The sequence below is a fragment of the Chryseobacterium sp. MEBOG07 genome, from assembly GCF_021869745.1.
GTDB lineage: Bacteria > Bacteroidota > Bacteroidia > Flavobacteriales > Weeksellaceae > Chryseobacterium > Chryseobacterium viscerum.
The window spans coordinates 833801-847705 of record NZ_CP084579.1 but is presented as its reverse complement, the minus strand read 5'-3'; the positions used below and the strand labels follow the sequence as shown (position 1 = coordinate 847705).

14 protein-coding genes are annotated in these 13905 nt (G+C 35.3%); 9 read left to right on the top strand and 5 right to left on the bottom strand.

The window, feature by feature from the left end:
• Positions 1-25: 25 nt before the first annotated feature.
• On the bottom strand, positions 26-859 hold the full coding sequence (locus LF886_RS03860) for an OmpA family protein (RefSeq protein ID WP_109739033.1): 834 nt from the start codon (positions 857-859) through the stop codon (positions 26-28).
• Between the two features lie 87 nt (positions 860-946).
• On the opposite strand from LF886_RS03860, the gene tilS reads away from it, so the two are divergent.
• The 7 genes from tilS (at position 947) to LF886_RS03825 (ending at position 8862) form a co-directional block, all read left to right on the top strand.
• The gene (gene tilS, locus LF886_RS03855) at positions 947-2299 is read left to right on the top strand and encodes a tRNA lysidine(34) synthetase TilS (RefSeq protein ID WP_236852798.1); all 1353 of its coding nucleotides are present in this window, start codon (positions 947-949) and stop codon (positions 2297-2299) included.
• Positions 2272-2847 (top strand): RNA polymerase sigma factor, encoded by a 576-nt coding sequence (locus LF886_RS03850; RefSeq protein ID WP_236852797.1) that lies wholly within the window; start codon positions 2272-2274, stop codon positions 2845-2847. The genes tilS and LF886_RS03850 overlap by 28 nt, the downstream gene beginning before the upstream one ends.
• Positions 2848-2910: 63 nt before the next feature.
• The gene (locus tag LF886_RS03845; RefSeq protein WP_236852796.1) at positions 2911-3867 is read left to right on the top strand and encodes a redoxin domain-containing protein; all 957 of its coding nucleotides are present in this window, start codon (positions 2911-2913) and stop codon (positions 3865-3867) included.
• Between the two features lie 357 nt (positions 3868-4224).
• A complete protein-coding gene (locus LF886_RS03840; RefSeq protein ID WP_236852795.1) occupies positions 4225-6294 on the top strand; it encodes a protein-disulfide reductase DsbD family protein in 2070 nt (689 codons plus the stop codon).
• A 275-nt stretch (positions 6295-6569) separates the two neighbouring features.
• Entirely contained in the window at positions 6570-7097 is a 528-nt protein-coding gene (locus LF886_RS03835; RefSeq protein WP_236852794.1) for a biopolymer transporter ExbD, read from the top strand.
• Between the two features lie 108 nt (positions 7098-7205).
• Positions 7206-7988, top strand: a complete 783-nt coding sequence (locus LF886_RS03830) for an alpha/beta fold hydrolase (protein WP_236852793.1) — start codon at positions 7206-7208, stop codon at positions 7986-7988.
• Positions 7989-8124: 136 nt separating this feature from the next.
• Positions 8125-8862 carry a patatin-like phospholipase family protein gene (locus LF886_RS03825; RefSeq protein ID WP_236852792.1) on the top strand — a complete coding sequence of 246 codons (738 nt, stop codon included), beginning with the start codon at positions 8125-8127 and terminating at the stop codon, positions 8860-8862.
• Between the two features lie 36 nt (positions 8863-8898).
• Here the strand turns inward: LF886_RS03825 and LF886_RS03820 are convergent, their stop codons facing one another.
• Positions 8899-9903 carry a DHH family phosphoesterase gene (locus LF886_RS03820; RefSeq protein WP_236852791.1) on the bottom strand — a complete coding sequence of 335 codons (1005 nt, stop codon included), beginning with the start codon at positions 9901-9903 and terminating at the stop codon, positions 8899-8901.
• A 235-nt stretch (positions 9904-10138) separates the two neighbouring features.
• Here LF886_RS03820 and rpmH point away from each other — a divergent pair, with 235 nt between their 5' ends.
• Both rpmH and LF886_RS03810 read left to right on the top strand, forming a co-directional pair.
• On the top strand, positions 10139-10297 hold the full coding sequence (rpmH, locus tag LF886_RS03815; RefSeq protein ID WP_040997588.1) for a 50S ribosomal protein L34: 159 nt from the start codon (positions 10139-10141) through the stop codon (positions 10295-10297).
• 153 nt (positions 10298-10450) lie between these two features.
• Entirely contained in the window at positions 10451-11161 is a 711-nt protein-coding gene (locus LF886_RS03810) for a cell division ATP-binding protein FtsE (protein WP_103232310.1), read from the top strand.
• An 11-nt stretch (positions 11162-11172) separates the two neighbouring features.
• Here LF886_RS03810 and LF886_RS03805 read toward each other — a convergent pair whose 3' ends face one another.
• Genes LF886_RS03805 through LF886_RS03795 form a run of 3 tightly spaced genes read right to left on the bottom strand, consistent with a single transcriptional unit; the run spans position 11173 to position 13905 of the window.
• Complete coding sequence (locus tag LF886_RS03805) at positions 11173-11865, bottom strand: tRNA1(Val) (adenine(37)-N6)-methyltransferase (RefSeq protein ID WP_236852790.1); 693 nt, start codon at positions 11863-11865, stop codon at positions 11173-11175.
• A complete protein-coding gene (locus LF886_RS03800; protein WP_103232312.1) occupies positions 11865-13319 on the bottom strand; it encodes a sensor histidine kinase in 1455 nt (484 codons plus the stop codon). Before LF886_RS03800 ends, LF886_RS03805 begins: the two co-directional genes overlap by 1 nt.
• A gap of 1 nt (position 13320) precedes the next feature.
• Positions 13321-13905: a riboflavin synthase gene (locus LF886_RS03795; RefSeq protein WP_103232313.1), complete on the bottom strand. Its 585-nt coding sequence runs from the start codon at positions 13903-13905 to the stop codon at positions 13321-13323.

The window sequence follows — 13905 nt, the reverse complement described above, 5'->3', positions numbered from 1 at the left end:
TTTATTTTTATGTATGGTTGAGTGATTATTTCTTAGGAGTAATATCCATCAGTTTCATAAACTCATCAAGCTTAGGCATAATGATAATTTCTGTTCTTCTGTTTTCAGATCTTCCTGAAACGCTCATATTAGTCGCTTTCGGGTTATATTCTGAACGACCACCAGCGGTAATTCTAGCAGGATCTACTCCAAACTGAGTCTGAAGAATTTTAGCAACAGACGTACCTCTTAATGCAGAAAGATCCCAGTTGTCTCTCGGAATATTTGGAGAGTTTAACGGAGCATTATCTGTGTTACCTTCGATCAATACTGAATATTTATCATAATCATTGATTACTTTAGCCACTTTACCCAGCACTTCCTGAGCAGCAGGCAAAATGTTGTAATCTCCTGTTTTGTACAGCATTTTATCTGAAAGAGAGATCATTACTACTCCTTTCAATACTTTCACCTGTACATCCTGATCTGACATATTATCTAAAGATCTTTTCAGTTTGTTAGACAATGCAAGGTTCAAGCTGTCATTTTTAGCATTACTTGATATCAGCTGTTTGATATAAGAGTTGGAAGCATTGATTTCACCTACAAGTTTATCAATGTTAGCAGAACTTTTTCCGGTATTAGAAAGACATGCATCAAGTGATGATTTCAAAGCATCATGCTGACTTTTCAACAAGTTGTTTTCCCCTGTCAATGCAGAGTTTTGAGATTTCAAATCCTGAATTTCTCTTTGTCTTTCTCCAATATTCTCAATACACTGTTTATAGTTTATGCTCAAAGCATCATATTGCTTCTTGCTGACACAAGATGTCATTCCCAGCGCCATTGCAGAAACTGCTAAAACTTTTAAAATCTTCATAAATAATCATTTTTAGACTACTCAAAGTTAGGGAAATTCAATTGAATTATATCGGTTATCTTTGCATAAAAGAAATTCTCAACATCTATGTTGGAAAAATCAAGCTTTATCAGCCAATTAAAAAATCTCGTTCACGAGCCTGAAAATCACACGTATCTTCTGGCCGTAAGCGGTGGAGCAGATTCTATGGTTCTTGCCTCTTTATTCAGGGATTTAGGGTCCGAAATTCAAGGTTCAAAGTACCGGTTTCAGGTTTCTCATATCAATTATAAACTCCGTGGTAATGATTCGGATCTGGATCAGAAAACAGTACAGGATTTTTGTGAGAAAAATCATATAAAATTTCATCTGTATGAAGTTTCGGAAAAAGATCAAAAGCCGGAAAATTCTATTCAGCTTTGGGCAAGAGAACTTAGATACACCTTTTTTAAAGAAATCCAGCGAAAGGAAAAACTGGAATTTTTGGTAACAGCTCATCATCTGAATGACCAGCTGGAAACATTTATCATCAACCTTTCCAAGGCTGCTGGCATCAACGGATTAAGCGGAATTCCAGCGAATGACAATAATATTCTCAGACCCTTTTTAAATTTTTCCAAAAAAGAAATTTATCAATTTGCTGAGCAGAATACTATTGAATTCCGGGAAGATCTTTCTAATAAAAAAAATGATTATCTACGTAATAAGATTAGAAATGAGATTGTTCCGGCACTGATGGAAACTAACGATCATTTCTTGGAAAACTTCAGAAAAAGTTCTTTGTACCTTAATCAAACCAAAGATTTTGTACAGAAACAAATTCAGGAGATAGAAAATCGTATTACAATATTTAACAAAGACTATAAAATAGTATCAAAAGAAAAACTTGATCAGGAAAGTGATTTCGTAAAATTTGAAATTTTAAAAAAATACGGGTTCAGCCAGGAGGAAGAAATCCCTAAAATTTTTAAAGCCGAAAACAACAGTTCCTTTTTCTCAAAAGAATATCAGTTGATTGTCAATCGTAACGAACTGATATTTATGAATAGAAGCGATGAACAAAGCACCAAAGAGGAAATAGTACTGATCGATCATTTTGATTTTTCCGAAAACCAAATCAGCATCAATCTCGTAGATTATATTGAAAACATTGACGGGATCAATAAAGAGATTGAGTGGGACTTTGATGCTGAAAAAATTCACTTCCCACTGCGTTTAAGAAAACAAAAAGAGGGTGACGAGTTTTATCCTGTTGGTTTTTCGGGGAAAAAGAAAGTTTCCAAGTTTTTTAGAGACGAGAAATTATCTATTTTGATCAGGGAAAAGGTCTGGTTATTGTGTGATTCCAGAAACCACATTTTGGGAGTTATCCCTCTCAGACAGGACCGCAGGTATCAGGCAGATGGAAATACTCAAAAAAAGATAATCATAAAATGGACAGAAGAACAACTAATTCGTTAGCTGTTGATGATTTTAAGAAAGACAGCAATATCGCTTTTGGTATTTTATATCAACAGTATTTTGGCTATACCAAAAAATTTATCCTTAAGAATAAAGGAAATACCGAAGATGCGGAAGATATTTTCCAAGATGCACTGCTCATCCTTTATCAAAAACTGAATGCAGATGATTTCAACGTTCAGACCTGTCTGGGAAATTACATCATTGGCATTTCTAAAAATCTGTGGCTGAAAAAATTAAAAAACAGAAATTTTTATATAGAGTCGCCTGAAAATTACTTCATAGAAAATCAACAGGAAATTACTTCTGCTATTGAAAATGAAAAATACTATTGGGAAAAACTCTTTGGTTATGTTAAGTCCATTTCTTCACACTGTCAAAATTTAATCCACGATATTTTTATTGAAAATAAAAGCATTGAGGAAATCCAGGACAAATATCAATATTCAAGCAAGCATAATGCTCAGAACCAAAAATATAAATGTGTAGAGCAGATCAGAAAAATAAAAGACAAAAAAAACACACTGATTATCAATGAGTTAAAATAAATTATTAAATGAATGGGTGATTTTTTCCTTTTTAAGGGAACATAATAAAAAAACAACATTCTTATGTTCAAAAAAATGGTATTGAGCTTCCTCATATTACTAGGAATCTCGTTTAATGCGCAAAGCACGGGTATCAATTTTAAAAAAATTGATTTAGAAGCGGCGAAAAAAATCGCAGCAAAAGAGAATAAACTTATTTTCATTGACTTGTACACTACCTGGTGTGGTCCTTGTAAGTTGATGGCAAAGAAAACATTCACCGATCCTCAAATTGGAGAAATGTTCAATAAAAACTTTGTAAATCTTGCTATAGATGCAGAAAAAGAGGGGGTTAACCTAGCTAAAGAATTTAAAGTGGTCAATTATCCTTCTTTTTTATTCCTGGATCCAAAGGGTAAACTGGTTCAATATGATTTCGGATATTATAATCCCACCCAGTTTTTAGATGTTGGAGCATCTGTTTTGAAAAAAAAAATGGCTCAAACCGATAAAACCTTAGAACAGGTAAAAGGGAAAATGGTTGGAGATAAGATCGAAAATTTTACGGCAAAAGACCATGTAGGAAATACATTTTCTTCATCGAAAGAAAAAGAAAAACTTATTATTGTTTTTATCAGAGGTCAATGGTGTCCTTACTGTAATAAATATATCGAAACGTTGCAAAACCTGGCGCCCGAACTAAAGTCCAAAAACGCAAGGTTAGTCATCATATCTCCTGAAAAACCAGAATTTATAGAAAAGACAATCAGCAAAACAAAAACTGATTATACGGTTCTATATGATGAAGGGTATAAAATTGCGGAAGCCTTCGATGTTCTCTATACTCCCAACAGTGAAACTCTGAATTTCTATAACTCCAGATTGAAAGATGACTTCGCTAAAAGCAGATCAGATAACTCAGGAAGACTGCCTGTCTCTGCGACATTTATTCTTAATGAGGGTAAAGAAATTATATGGAGACATTTTGATCCAGATTACAAAAACAGAGCCTCTACAGAAGATATTGTAAAGCAATTATAATAAAGTCTGATTCGAACTTGCTATTTATAATTTAGGTTCAGGAGACTTAATAGCAATACTGAAATAGAGTTTAATTTTTTGATATTGATAAAATCAATAACAGCTTTGAGTCTTAAAAGGATTGATATTTTTACTACAGTTAAAGTAAAATAGGAATTTTTTTACCTGGAAAGCTTCTAAAAAAGAAAGCTTCTAAGTTTTTTAAGGACGAAAAATTATCTATTTTAGCGAGGCAAAAAATTCAGATACTGTCTGATGATGATTCTGTACTCAGAATAGGATCTTTTAGACGAAACAGATGATACGCAAAGGATGAGAAGACAAAATGGAGTCTCAAAATTTTTAATGAAACGAAAAATGAAATTTAGAAATTGGTTTTTATTAATTCTACTATTTTTAGCAACGGGAATTAATGCACAGATAAAGAATCCTCTAAAGTTTAAATTCACCATCAACGATCTGGGAAACAACCAGTACGAAGCGGTATTGAATGCCACGATGGAAAGTGGATGGCACATTTACTCAAAAGATCTCCCGGAAGATACCGGAATTCCCACTGAGTATAAAGTTACAGGAAAAAATATTGAACTGATCGGGAAATTTTCCGAAGTAGGTAAAAAACATGAGGAGTTTTCTGAAGCATTCGGTGGAACGATTGTTTTCTACTCCAACTCAGCTGGATTTAAGCAGAAATTTAAATTAAAAGACCCTACAAAACCTGCGGATGTCACTTCTGAGATTACTTATCAGACTTGTGATGACAGAGTTTGTCTGGCTCCAAATACATTAGAATTCAACCAAAAAGTGACTCCAAAAGGGGCAACGGAAGAAGCTACCACTGAGGAAACGGCAGTTCCCGTAAAAGATTCATTAAAAGTGACTGAAACAGTTACCGAAAATCCTTCAAAAACAGTAGCTACCATCACAGAGGCTTCAAAACTGGATCCTAAACAACTGAAAATTGAAAGTATAGATTTCAAAAATCCATTGACGGATTGTGGTACAGCTTCAACCAAGGTGGATGAAAATTACTGGACATATTTATTCTTAGGATTTATCGGTGGGCTTATCGCATTGCTTACTCCTTGCGTTTTCCCGATGATTCCTTTGACCGTTTCATTTTTCACAAAAGGGAATAAGAACAAAGCAAAAGGAAAAAGAGATGCCCTTATTTATGGGTTTTTCATCCTTCTTATATTCGTTTTATTAAGTATTCCGTTCCATATTATCGACGGAATTGCAGGAAATATCTTCAACGAAATTTCCACAAGTGTATGGCTGAATATTGCATTCTTCATCATATTTATCTTCTTTGCCGGAAGTTTCTTCGGGTATTATGATATTACTTTGCCAAGTTCTATCGCCAACAAGTCTTCTAAAGCGGAAGAAGCAGGAGGAATCATTGGGATTTTCTTTATGGCATTGACATTGGTTATCGTTTCATTCTCTTGTACAGGACCTATTTTGGGAAGTTTATTAGGAAGTGCGGTAACAGGTTCTACCAATGTACCGATGTTATTGACATTTGCATTGGCAGGATTTGGATTAGCATGGGCTATTGTTTTCGGATTATTGGCCTTATTCCCGCAAGCATTACAAAGTCTTCCGAAATCCGGAGGATGGATGAATACGGTAAAAGTAGTTTTAGGTTTCGTAGAACTGGCTTTAGCATTGAAATTCTTATCTAAAGCAGATCTTGTATCTAAAACATTCTTCTTAAAAAGAGAACTTTTCATCGCCATCTGGATCATTGTTGCATTAGGATTAGCATTATATTTATTAGGATTTATCAAATTCCCGCATGATGATAAAAAACCTAAGATCTCTATCACAAGAAAGATATTAGGAGTATTGGGAATTGGTTTTGTGATCTATCTGATTCAGGGATTGATTCCATCTGACCGTCCGAAACTTCAATTATTAAGTGGAATTTTACCTCCATTGAATGTAAGTTATTTCCATGATGAAAAAGACGGAATTTTAGGAATGCATCCGGAGCACGACTTCTTCAAAGCAATAGAACTGGCCAAAAAAGAAGACAAACCTATCTTGATTGACTTCACAGGATACGGTTGTGAAAACTGTAGAAAAATGGAGGAATTTGTATGGAGCGAACCTGACATTTTACCAGTCCTTCAAAACGATGTCGTATTAGCATCTCTGTATGTGGATGACAAAGAAGAGCTTCCTGAGGATCAAAAGACTAAAATTGACCTTGGTGAAGGACAGATCAAAAAGGTAAAAACAATTGGTGACAGATGGAGCTTATTCCAACAGGTTAACTTCAATAATAACTCTCAACCACATTATGTTTTAATCACTCCGGACGGGAAAGTAATCAATACTCCGGTTTCAGGATATATGCCAAAAGAGGATTTCAAGAAATTCCTGGAATGTGGTGTTAATTTCTATAAAAAGAATAAATAAATCATTTACATACCTTATAAAAACTCACACTTTACCGTGTGAGTTTTTTTGTGCAGATCTTTAGACAAAGATCATCCTGAAAATTCAATAATCAGTAAGCCATCAATATCATGATGATACACTTTTAGAAAAACAGATTAAAAGAAATGGAAAATTAAAATTCATCACAAAAACTATTAATAGATTCATGAATCTATTGATTATTCCACAGACAAGGCATATGTTTTGTAAGAATTAATCAACAAATACCGTTTAACATTTTAAAACTTTTAATCATGGCAGAAGTAATTGCACAAGAAAAACAAGGCAGCAAACAAAAGAAAAAAATGATCAGAGTAGACATGACTCCTATGGTAGATCTGGGATTCTTACTCATCACATTCTTTATGTTCACCACTAATTTTACAAAACCTAACGTAATGGATTTAGGACTACCGGCAAAAGACCATAATCCCAACCCCCTCCCAACTGATAATGTAATCGGAGATCAAAACCAGGTCACTTTTATCCTTGGAAAAGACAACCGTGTATTTTATCATCAGAGCAACGCAAAAGATTTGAATACAGGAAACCTTAAGGAAACTGATTTCAGTGGAATAAAGATTTCAAAAATCATTGCTGAAGCTTACAAGAATGCTCCCAAACCTGAAAACTTCACCGTTATTGTAAAGCCAACGGATGAAGCCAACTACAAGAATTTTGTAGACATGCTGGACAACCTTGCTATTTCTAAAAAGGAAAGATATGGCGTAACTGACATCAAACCTTGGGAAACAAAGGTTTATAAGGAATTAACTCAATAAAACAAGAAGAGCATTTTAAAAATGCTCTTTTTTGTTTACATTTGAAAGGAAAATAGAGCTACAGCATACAATGGCTGTATTTTTTTAACCTTCTATAATTTTGGAATCATGCTGAACTTTGAAAGAAAAGGAAACGGAAAAGAAACATTGGTACTTCTACACGGGTTTATGGAGAATCTATCCATATGGAATGATATGGAGCCTCATCTTTCTAAAGATTTTTCACTCCTGAAAATTGATCTTCCCGGCCACGGACAATCTGAAATTCTTGCAGAAGTTCACACCATGGAGCTGATGGCTGAAGAAGTCAAAAAAGTTTTAGACCAGCAAAATTTAGAAAAAGTACATCTTTTGGGACATTCTATGGGAGGTTACACTTCGCTAGCTTTTGCAGAAAAATATCCTGACTCTTTAAAAAGCTTGACGCTATTTTTCTCTACCTATTTTCCGGATGATGAGGAGAAAAAACAGCAGCGTATCAAAAGTTATAGAATTATAAAGGATGCATTTGCCCATTATGCAAGAGCCGGAGTTCCCAATCTATTCAATCCTAACGAAAGAGATATTCTGGAAGGGAAAATTGAAACCGCTCTTGAAACAGCACTCTCGACGAACAATATGGGTGCTCTTGCCTGCGTGAAAGGAATGGTAGAAAGAACCGATAAAAAACATATCCTGGAAAATCTGGAAGCTAAAATTCTGGTATTGGCAGGAAAACACGACAACGCTGTAAAAACCGATATGATGATCAAACATCTACCGGACAGAACAAATATCAAATCATATATTCTGGATTGCGGGCATAACGGACATTGGGAAAAACCTGTTATCTGCTCCGAAATCATCAACACAGAACTTCTTCACAATCTTCCTAAAAAACTGGTTTTCTAATCCCCAGTTTTCTAATGAATTAAAGTCTTGTTTACAAAAAATCCTGTATATTAGTAAGGATAATTTTCGCAATGGCTTTATTCACATTCAAAAAAAGAAACCACCGGTTATCGGGCTTACACTTTCAGGCGGAGGCATGCGTGGTATTGCTCATATTGCCGTGTTGAAGGCTTTGGAAGAATATAATCTAAAACCACATATTATCTCCGGAACCAGTGCAGGTTCTATCATTGGGGCTTTTTATTCTTTTGGAAAAACGCCAGATGAGATGATGGAAATTGTAAGGCAGACTTCTTTTTTTTCGAGATCAGCTTTAAAATTATCAAAGAACGGAATCTTCAGCTCGAATTTTATTTTAAAACTTTTCAAAGATTATTTTCCTGAGGACAATTTCAGTATTTTAGGAATCCCTGTGTATGTTGCCGCTACCGAAATGACACATGGTATTGTAGATTTCTTTTCTGAGGGGGAGCTTTTCGCTCCGTTACTGGCTTCATCCAGTGTTCCATTTATTCTTCCTCCGGTAAGGATAGGGGAGAAAATTTATGTAGACGGTGGCGTTCTGGACAATCTTCCCATTGAACCTATTATTGATAAATGTGACTTCCTGATTGCCTCTCATGTCAACTCGATCAGTTATGACGAATTGAAAAAGATGAGTCTGATGAAAGAATTCGACAGAATCCTTCACTTAGCCATCGCAAAATCTGTCTATTCTAAAGTGAAATACTGCAATATATTTTTAGATCCGCCTAAAATGACGAAGTACAGTCTTTTCAACAAAAGATACATGGATGAAATGTTTCAGCAGGTCTATGAATACACCTGTCAGGAGCTTGAAGAAAAAGGATACCGAAAAGATTTGAGGGTCTAAGGCTTTACCCCTTTGTCTTTTTACATTTTCGTCCTTCTAGAAGCTTTCTTCTTTTACTTTATTTTTAAAGGTTTCTATTGTTCCAGCCAAAGATTCTAAAGATTTTCCACCGGCAGCATTGATATGCCCGCCACCATTGAAATATTTTCTTGAAAACTGATTCACATCAACATCATCTTTACTTCTGAACGAGATTTTAACAAAATCCTCATATAGATCTTCCATAAAGAATGCAGACATTTTTACTCCGGCAATGCTCAAACCATAGTTTACAAAACCTTCCGTATCTCCTTTCTGGAAACCTAATTCCTTAAGTTCATTTCTAGTAAGGCTTAAAACTGCTACAGTACCATCATTCACTACTTCTATTCTTCCCAGAACCAAAGCAAGTAAATGTAAACGGGAAACCGTATTGGTGTCCCATGTATTGGATGTGATCATGGCAGGATCTGCACCATGCTCAATAAGATTGGCAATAATTCTGTGCGTGGTAGCACTTGTAGAACGAAAACGGAAACCACCTGTATCTGTCATAATCCCGGTATAAAGGCATTCTGCCATATCCTGGTTCACCAGTTTTTCATCATTCATAGCTTCAATGAAATGATAGATCATCTGTGAAGTTGCAGGGATAACCGTATCTGAGTAAACAAAGTCAAATTTTTCCGGCTGTTGGTGGTGATCAATAAGAATTTTCTTCCCCTGAGCTCTAACCAACCAATCTCCAAGTAAACCAATTCTTGATGGAGAATTGAAATCCAGACAGAAAATAACATCTGCACCTGCAATCATATCAGACGCCAGCTTTCTTTTGTACTCAGCAATAATCACTTTTTTAGATTCCGGCATCCACTTCAAAAATTTCGGAAAATCATTAGGTACAATAACCTCGGCATGAATTCCCTTTGCTTTCAGATAATGCTTCAATCCTAAACTAGAACCAATAGCATCTCCATCCGGGTTATAGTGGGTAAGGATAACTATTTTGCTCTCTTGTGTAAGTAATGTATTGATATCTAAAAGTTCTGCTGGTGTAAACATCCGGTGTTTATTTTCGTTAAAATTAAAGTTTTCAAAGATAGAGCTTTTATATAAATCATTTAAATATTATTTTTGCACCCGGAAAATGGTTTTCCCATCGGGGATTTATAAATACCTGAGCAAAAAACATTCAATTTAATTTAAAAAAAGATTATTAAAGTTTGTATCTTATAAAAATTTATATATCTTTGCAACCTGAAAATTAATAGATTAATTACGATTTAAACATATAGTAATGAGTAAAAGAACATTCCAGCCATCAGAAAGAAAGAAAAGAAACAAACACGGTTTCAGAGAAAGAATGTCTACGCCAAATGGAAGAAGAGTTTTGGCTGCGAGAAGAGCTAAAGGCAGAAAGAGTTTAACTGTAAGTGCTTCACGCGCGAAGAGATAATTCTACATTATCATATACAAATCATGCTTGAAAAGTTTATTTTCAGGCATTTTTTGTTGTTAAAATTTACTAAAATTAGAGTCAGATAGACTTCTTTTTTCTATTTTTAAAGATTGAAATTTTTTTGTTAGAAACAGCCTTTAAAATTAAATTATGCCACATACAAATATCTCTGGAGAAAACATCATAAGTTTACAGCAAGCCAAGATTGCACAAAAAAGCTTCACTGTACTTTCCGATGTAAATCTTAACATTAAAAAAGGTAGATTCTGCTATCTTATCGGAAAAACAGGTTCTGGAAAAAGCTCCCTTCTGAAAACGCTTTACGGACACATTCCATTAGCATCAGGACACGGATCTGTGGTAGGATTTGATCTTGCAAAATTAAAGCCCTCTGACATCCCTAATCTAAGAAGAAAATTAGGAATCGTATTCCAGGATTTCCAATTACTTTCTGACAGAACCGTTGAAAAGAATTTAAAATTTGTTCTTGAAGCAACAGGATGGAATGATAAAGTAAAAATGGAAGACCGTATTAATGAGGTTTTGGGAAGTGTGAACATGAAAAGCAAAAAGCACAAAATGCCACACGAACTTTCCGGAGGAGAACAACAGCGTATTGCGATCGCAAGAGCGCTTCTTAACCACCCTGATCTTATCTTAGCAGATGAGCCGACAGGAAACCTTGACCCGGAAACTTCTAATGAAATCATGACCTTATTAAAGCAGGTTGCCCTTGAAAACGGAGCTGCAGTAGTAATGGCAACACACGATTACCATATGATTCAGAACTTCCCTGGTGAAGCAATCAGATGTGAAGATGGAAAAGTATCAGTATTGGATACTGCTGAATTGTTTGAGTAAGAATTCAGCCCCTATTTAAAAACATGAAACTCTTTGGTGAGTTCAAGATATTGGTCCGAGTATTGTCTCGGACTTTTTTCTATAATAAAGTCAGATTCGCGGATCTCTTTTTCTTCCAATGAAAACTCCAGAATCAGTCTTTTAGCTTTTGAATTTTCAATCCCTTTGACGTTGACTCTCCGGTTCAGAAATAGATTATTTTCTTTTCCAATTGATATAAAAACCGCTCCCGCTTCCACAGGAATAATTACTGAGAAAATACCGCTCCCAGACAGAAGCCCGGACGCTTTGGATATTAACTGCCTGAAATTTAATTCTACAGTTTGGCGTGCAATCTTGTCTTTCTCTGATCCTGACTCCTCAAAATAAGGAGGATTAGAAACAATCAGATCAAATTGCTCTTCGGATTCAAAAGTTTTAAAATCCTGATGTTTATTTTTCAGTCTTGTATGAAATGGGGAATTTTCAAAATTGAGCTTTGTAAGCAAAGCAGCATCTTCATTAATATCAAGCCCAAAAAAATCAGCCTGCAGATTTCTTTGTGCCAGCATTAAAGAGATCAGCCCCGTACCTGTTCCTACTTCCAAAATACGGAAAGCATGTTCAACATCAGCCAAAGCTCCAAGCAGAACACCATCTGTTCCTACACGGAAGACGTCTTTAGACTGCTGAATTTCAAATTGTTTAAATGTAAAAGGCTTCACTATAAATTGGTAGGCAATGTAATGATGAATGTGGATCCCTTCCCTACTTCAGATTTCACAGAGATCTCCCCTTTATAATCTTCAATCATCTTTCTTACCATCGATAATCCAAGTCCCATCCCACTGTTTTTAGAAGTAAAATTCGGTTCAAAGATTCTTTCGTACATATTATCGGGAATTCCTATTCCGTTATCCTGAACAGAAATAATGACTCTTCTCTGATGCTGTTCTACATCTACATTGATGATGAGTTTTCTCTGATCACTTTCTGCCTGTTTTGCATTGGTCACAAGATTGGTTATAATCCTGGAAAGATAAATTCTATCCATATTGATCATAATATTGGTCTTGTTGGCATGCATGAAAATACTGTCATCATTGAATACGCGGAGAATATCTTCAACCTCTGTATTCAGATTGATCACTTCATTATTTTTTTCTGGGAGTTTTGCAAATTCTGAGAACGCTGAGGCTACCGTAGCAATCAGATCGATCTGATCCACCATGGTTTTGCTCATCTGCTTTACTTTTTCTTTAATATTAGGATCTTCCGGATCAAATTTTCTTTCGAAATTCTGAATCGTAAGTTTCATCGGAGTCAATGGATTTTTCACCTCATGAGCAACCTGTTTGGCCATTTCCCTCCATGCTTCTTCTGATGCCTTGAAACGCAGCCTTTCCTTCTGATCCTGGATTTGAAGAATCATCCTGTTATAAGCCCTAGCTAAAGCATTAAGCTCATCATTTTTATAATATCTGATAGGACGCATTTCATTTTCAAATAATGTAATACGGGTAATCATATCAGAGAACTTCGTAATTGTTTTTGCAAGGCTGTTGGACGTCACCCAGCTGATCCATACACTAAATAAGATAAGGAATATATCGACTAAAAGAATGTATTTTACATATTGATGAAGAACCTCCAGATAAGCAGATTCATTGTGATATAAAGGAATATAGACAATTCCGATAGGCTCAAGCTCATTGTTTTTCAACAACAGATATGAAGAGGTAAGTTTAGCATCTTTAGAAGCATCATAATTCACCATATCTACCCTTGCATCGGTAGACAGCATTCTATTGACGATCTCTATGGGAATCGTTTTCTGCTCTACCAGGGCTTCATCTTTATTGGAAAGCAGATAATCTCCTTTCAGATCATAAATAAAAATGTCATGCTGGTTGATATCCGCTATTTCAAAGATTTTATTCCCTAAAACTTTCGGAAGGTCTTTTGTTTCTATAAGAGTCTGGCTTACCGCATAGTCAAGATACCGCATAACGGCATTGGTTTTATCCTGCATATCGATATTACTCTGCTGCAGAGAGTGATTCCTCAACACGAAGTAAGGAACGAGCGATGTAGCGACAACACTTAAAAAGCATACCAGCAAGAAGCCGAAAAATACCCGGTTCCTTAAGCTATATCCTTTATACTTATTAATTGACATTCTACTTTTTAATTAACCTAGCAATATACTTACCAATAATATCAAATTCCAGGTTAACTTTATCACCAATTTTCAAGTTTTTCATATTGGTAAATTCCCAAGTATAAGGAATAATGGCTACAGAAAACTGAGCATCTTCACTTTTAGCAACCGTAAGACTAATTCCGTTTACTGTGATCGATCCCTGAGGCACCGTTACAAAGCTTCCGTCATTCTCATACTTCATCGTAATGAAATAGCTTCCATCTTTATTTTCAATACCAACAACCTCACCGGTTTTATCAACATGTCCCTGAACAATATGCCCATCCAGTCTTCCATCCATCTTCATGCAACGCTCCAGATTCACAACAGTTCCCAATTCCCACTTTCCAAGATTCGTCTTTTCCAATGTTTCATTGATAGCTGTTACTACATATTGATTGTCTTTTATCTCTACAACCGTAAGACAACAACCGTTATGTGCAAGGCTCTGATCAATTTTTAATTCGTTTGTAAAAGGGCATGTAAGGGTAAAATCTATATTGCTTCCTTTTTCTTCAATCTTATCAATAACACCAACTGCTTCAATAATTCCTGTGAACAT

Bases quoted from the DNA above. Each gene is read 5' to 3' on its own strand.
- LF886_RS03820 (WP_236852791.1), bottom strand. From the start codon at position 9,903: ATGTTTACACCAGCAGAACTTTTAGATATCAATACATTACTTACACAA.
- LF886_RS03810 (WP_103232310.1), top strand. From the start codon at position 10,451: ATGCCACATACAAATATCTCTGGAGAAAACATCATAAGTTTACAGCAA.
- LF886_RS03800 (WP_103232312.1), bottom strand. From the start codon at position 13,319: ATGTCAATTAATAAGTATAAAGGATATAGCTTAAGGAACCGGGTATTT.
- LF886_RS03860 (WP_109739033.1), bottom strand. From the start codon at position 859: ATGAAGATTTTAAAAGTTTTAGCAGTTTCTGCAATGGCGCTGGGAATG.
- LF886_RS03840 (WP_236852795.1), top strand. From the start codon at position 4,225: ATGAAATTTAGAAATTGGTTTTTATTAATTCTACTATTTTTAGCAACG.
- LF886_RS03845 (WP_236852796.1), top strand. From the start codon at position 2,911: ATGTTCAAAAAAATGGTATTGAGCTTCCTCATATTACTAGGAATCTCG.
- tilS (WP_236852798.1), top strand. From the start codon at position 947: ATGTTGGAAAAATCAAGCTTTATCAGCCAATTAAAAAATCTCGTTCAC.
- LF886_RS03835 (WP_236852794.1), top strand. From the start codon at position 6,570: ATGGCAGAAGTAATTGCACAAGAAAAACAAGGCAGCAAACAAAAGAAA.
- LF886_RS03830 (WP_236852793.1), top strand. From the start codon at position 7,206: ATGCTGAACTTTGAAAGAAAAGGAAACGGAAAAGAAACATTGGTACTT.
- LF886_RS03850 (WP_236852797.1), top strand. From the start codon at position 2,272: ATGGACAGAAGAACAACTAATTCGTTAGCTGTTGATGATTTTAAGAAA.
- LF886_RS03795 (WP_103232313.1), bottom strand. From the start codon at position 13,905: ATGTTCACAGGAATTATTGAAGCAGTTGGTGTTATTGATAAGATTGAA.
- rpmH (WP_040997588.1), top strand. From the start codon at position 10,139: ATGAGTAAAAGAACATTCCAGCCATCAGAAAGAAAGAAAAGAAACAAA.
- LF886_RS03825 (WP_236852792.1), top strand. From the start codon at position 8,125: ATGCGTGGTATTGCTCATATTGCCGTGTTGAAGGCTTTGGAAGAATAT.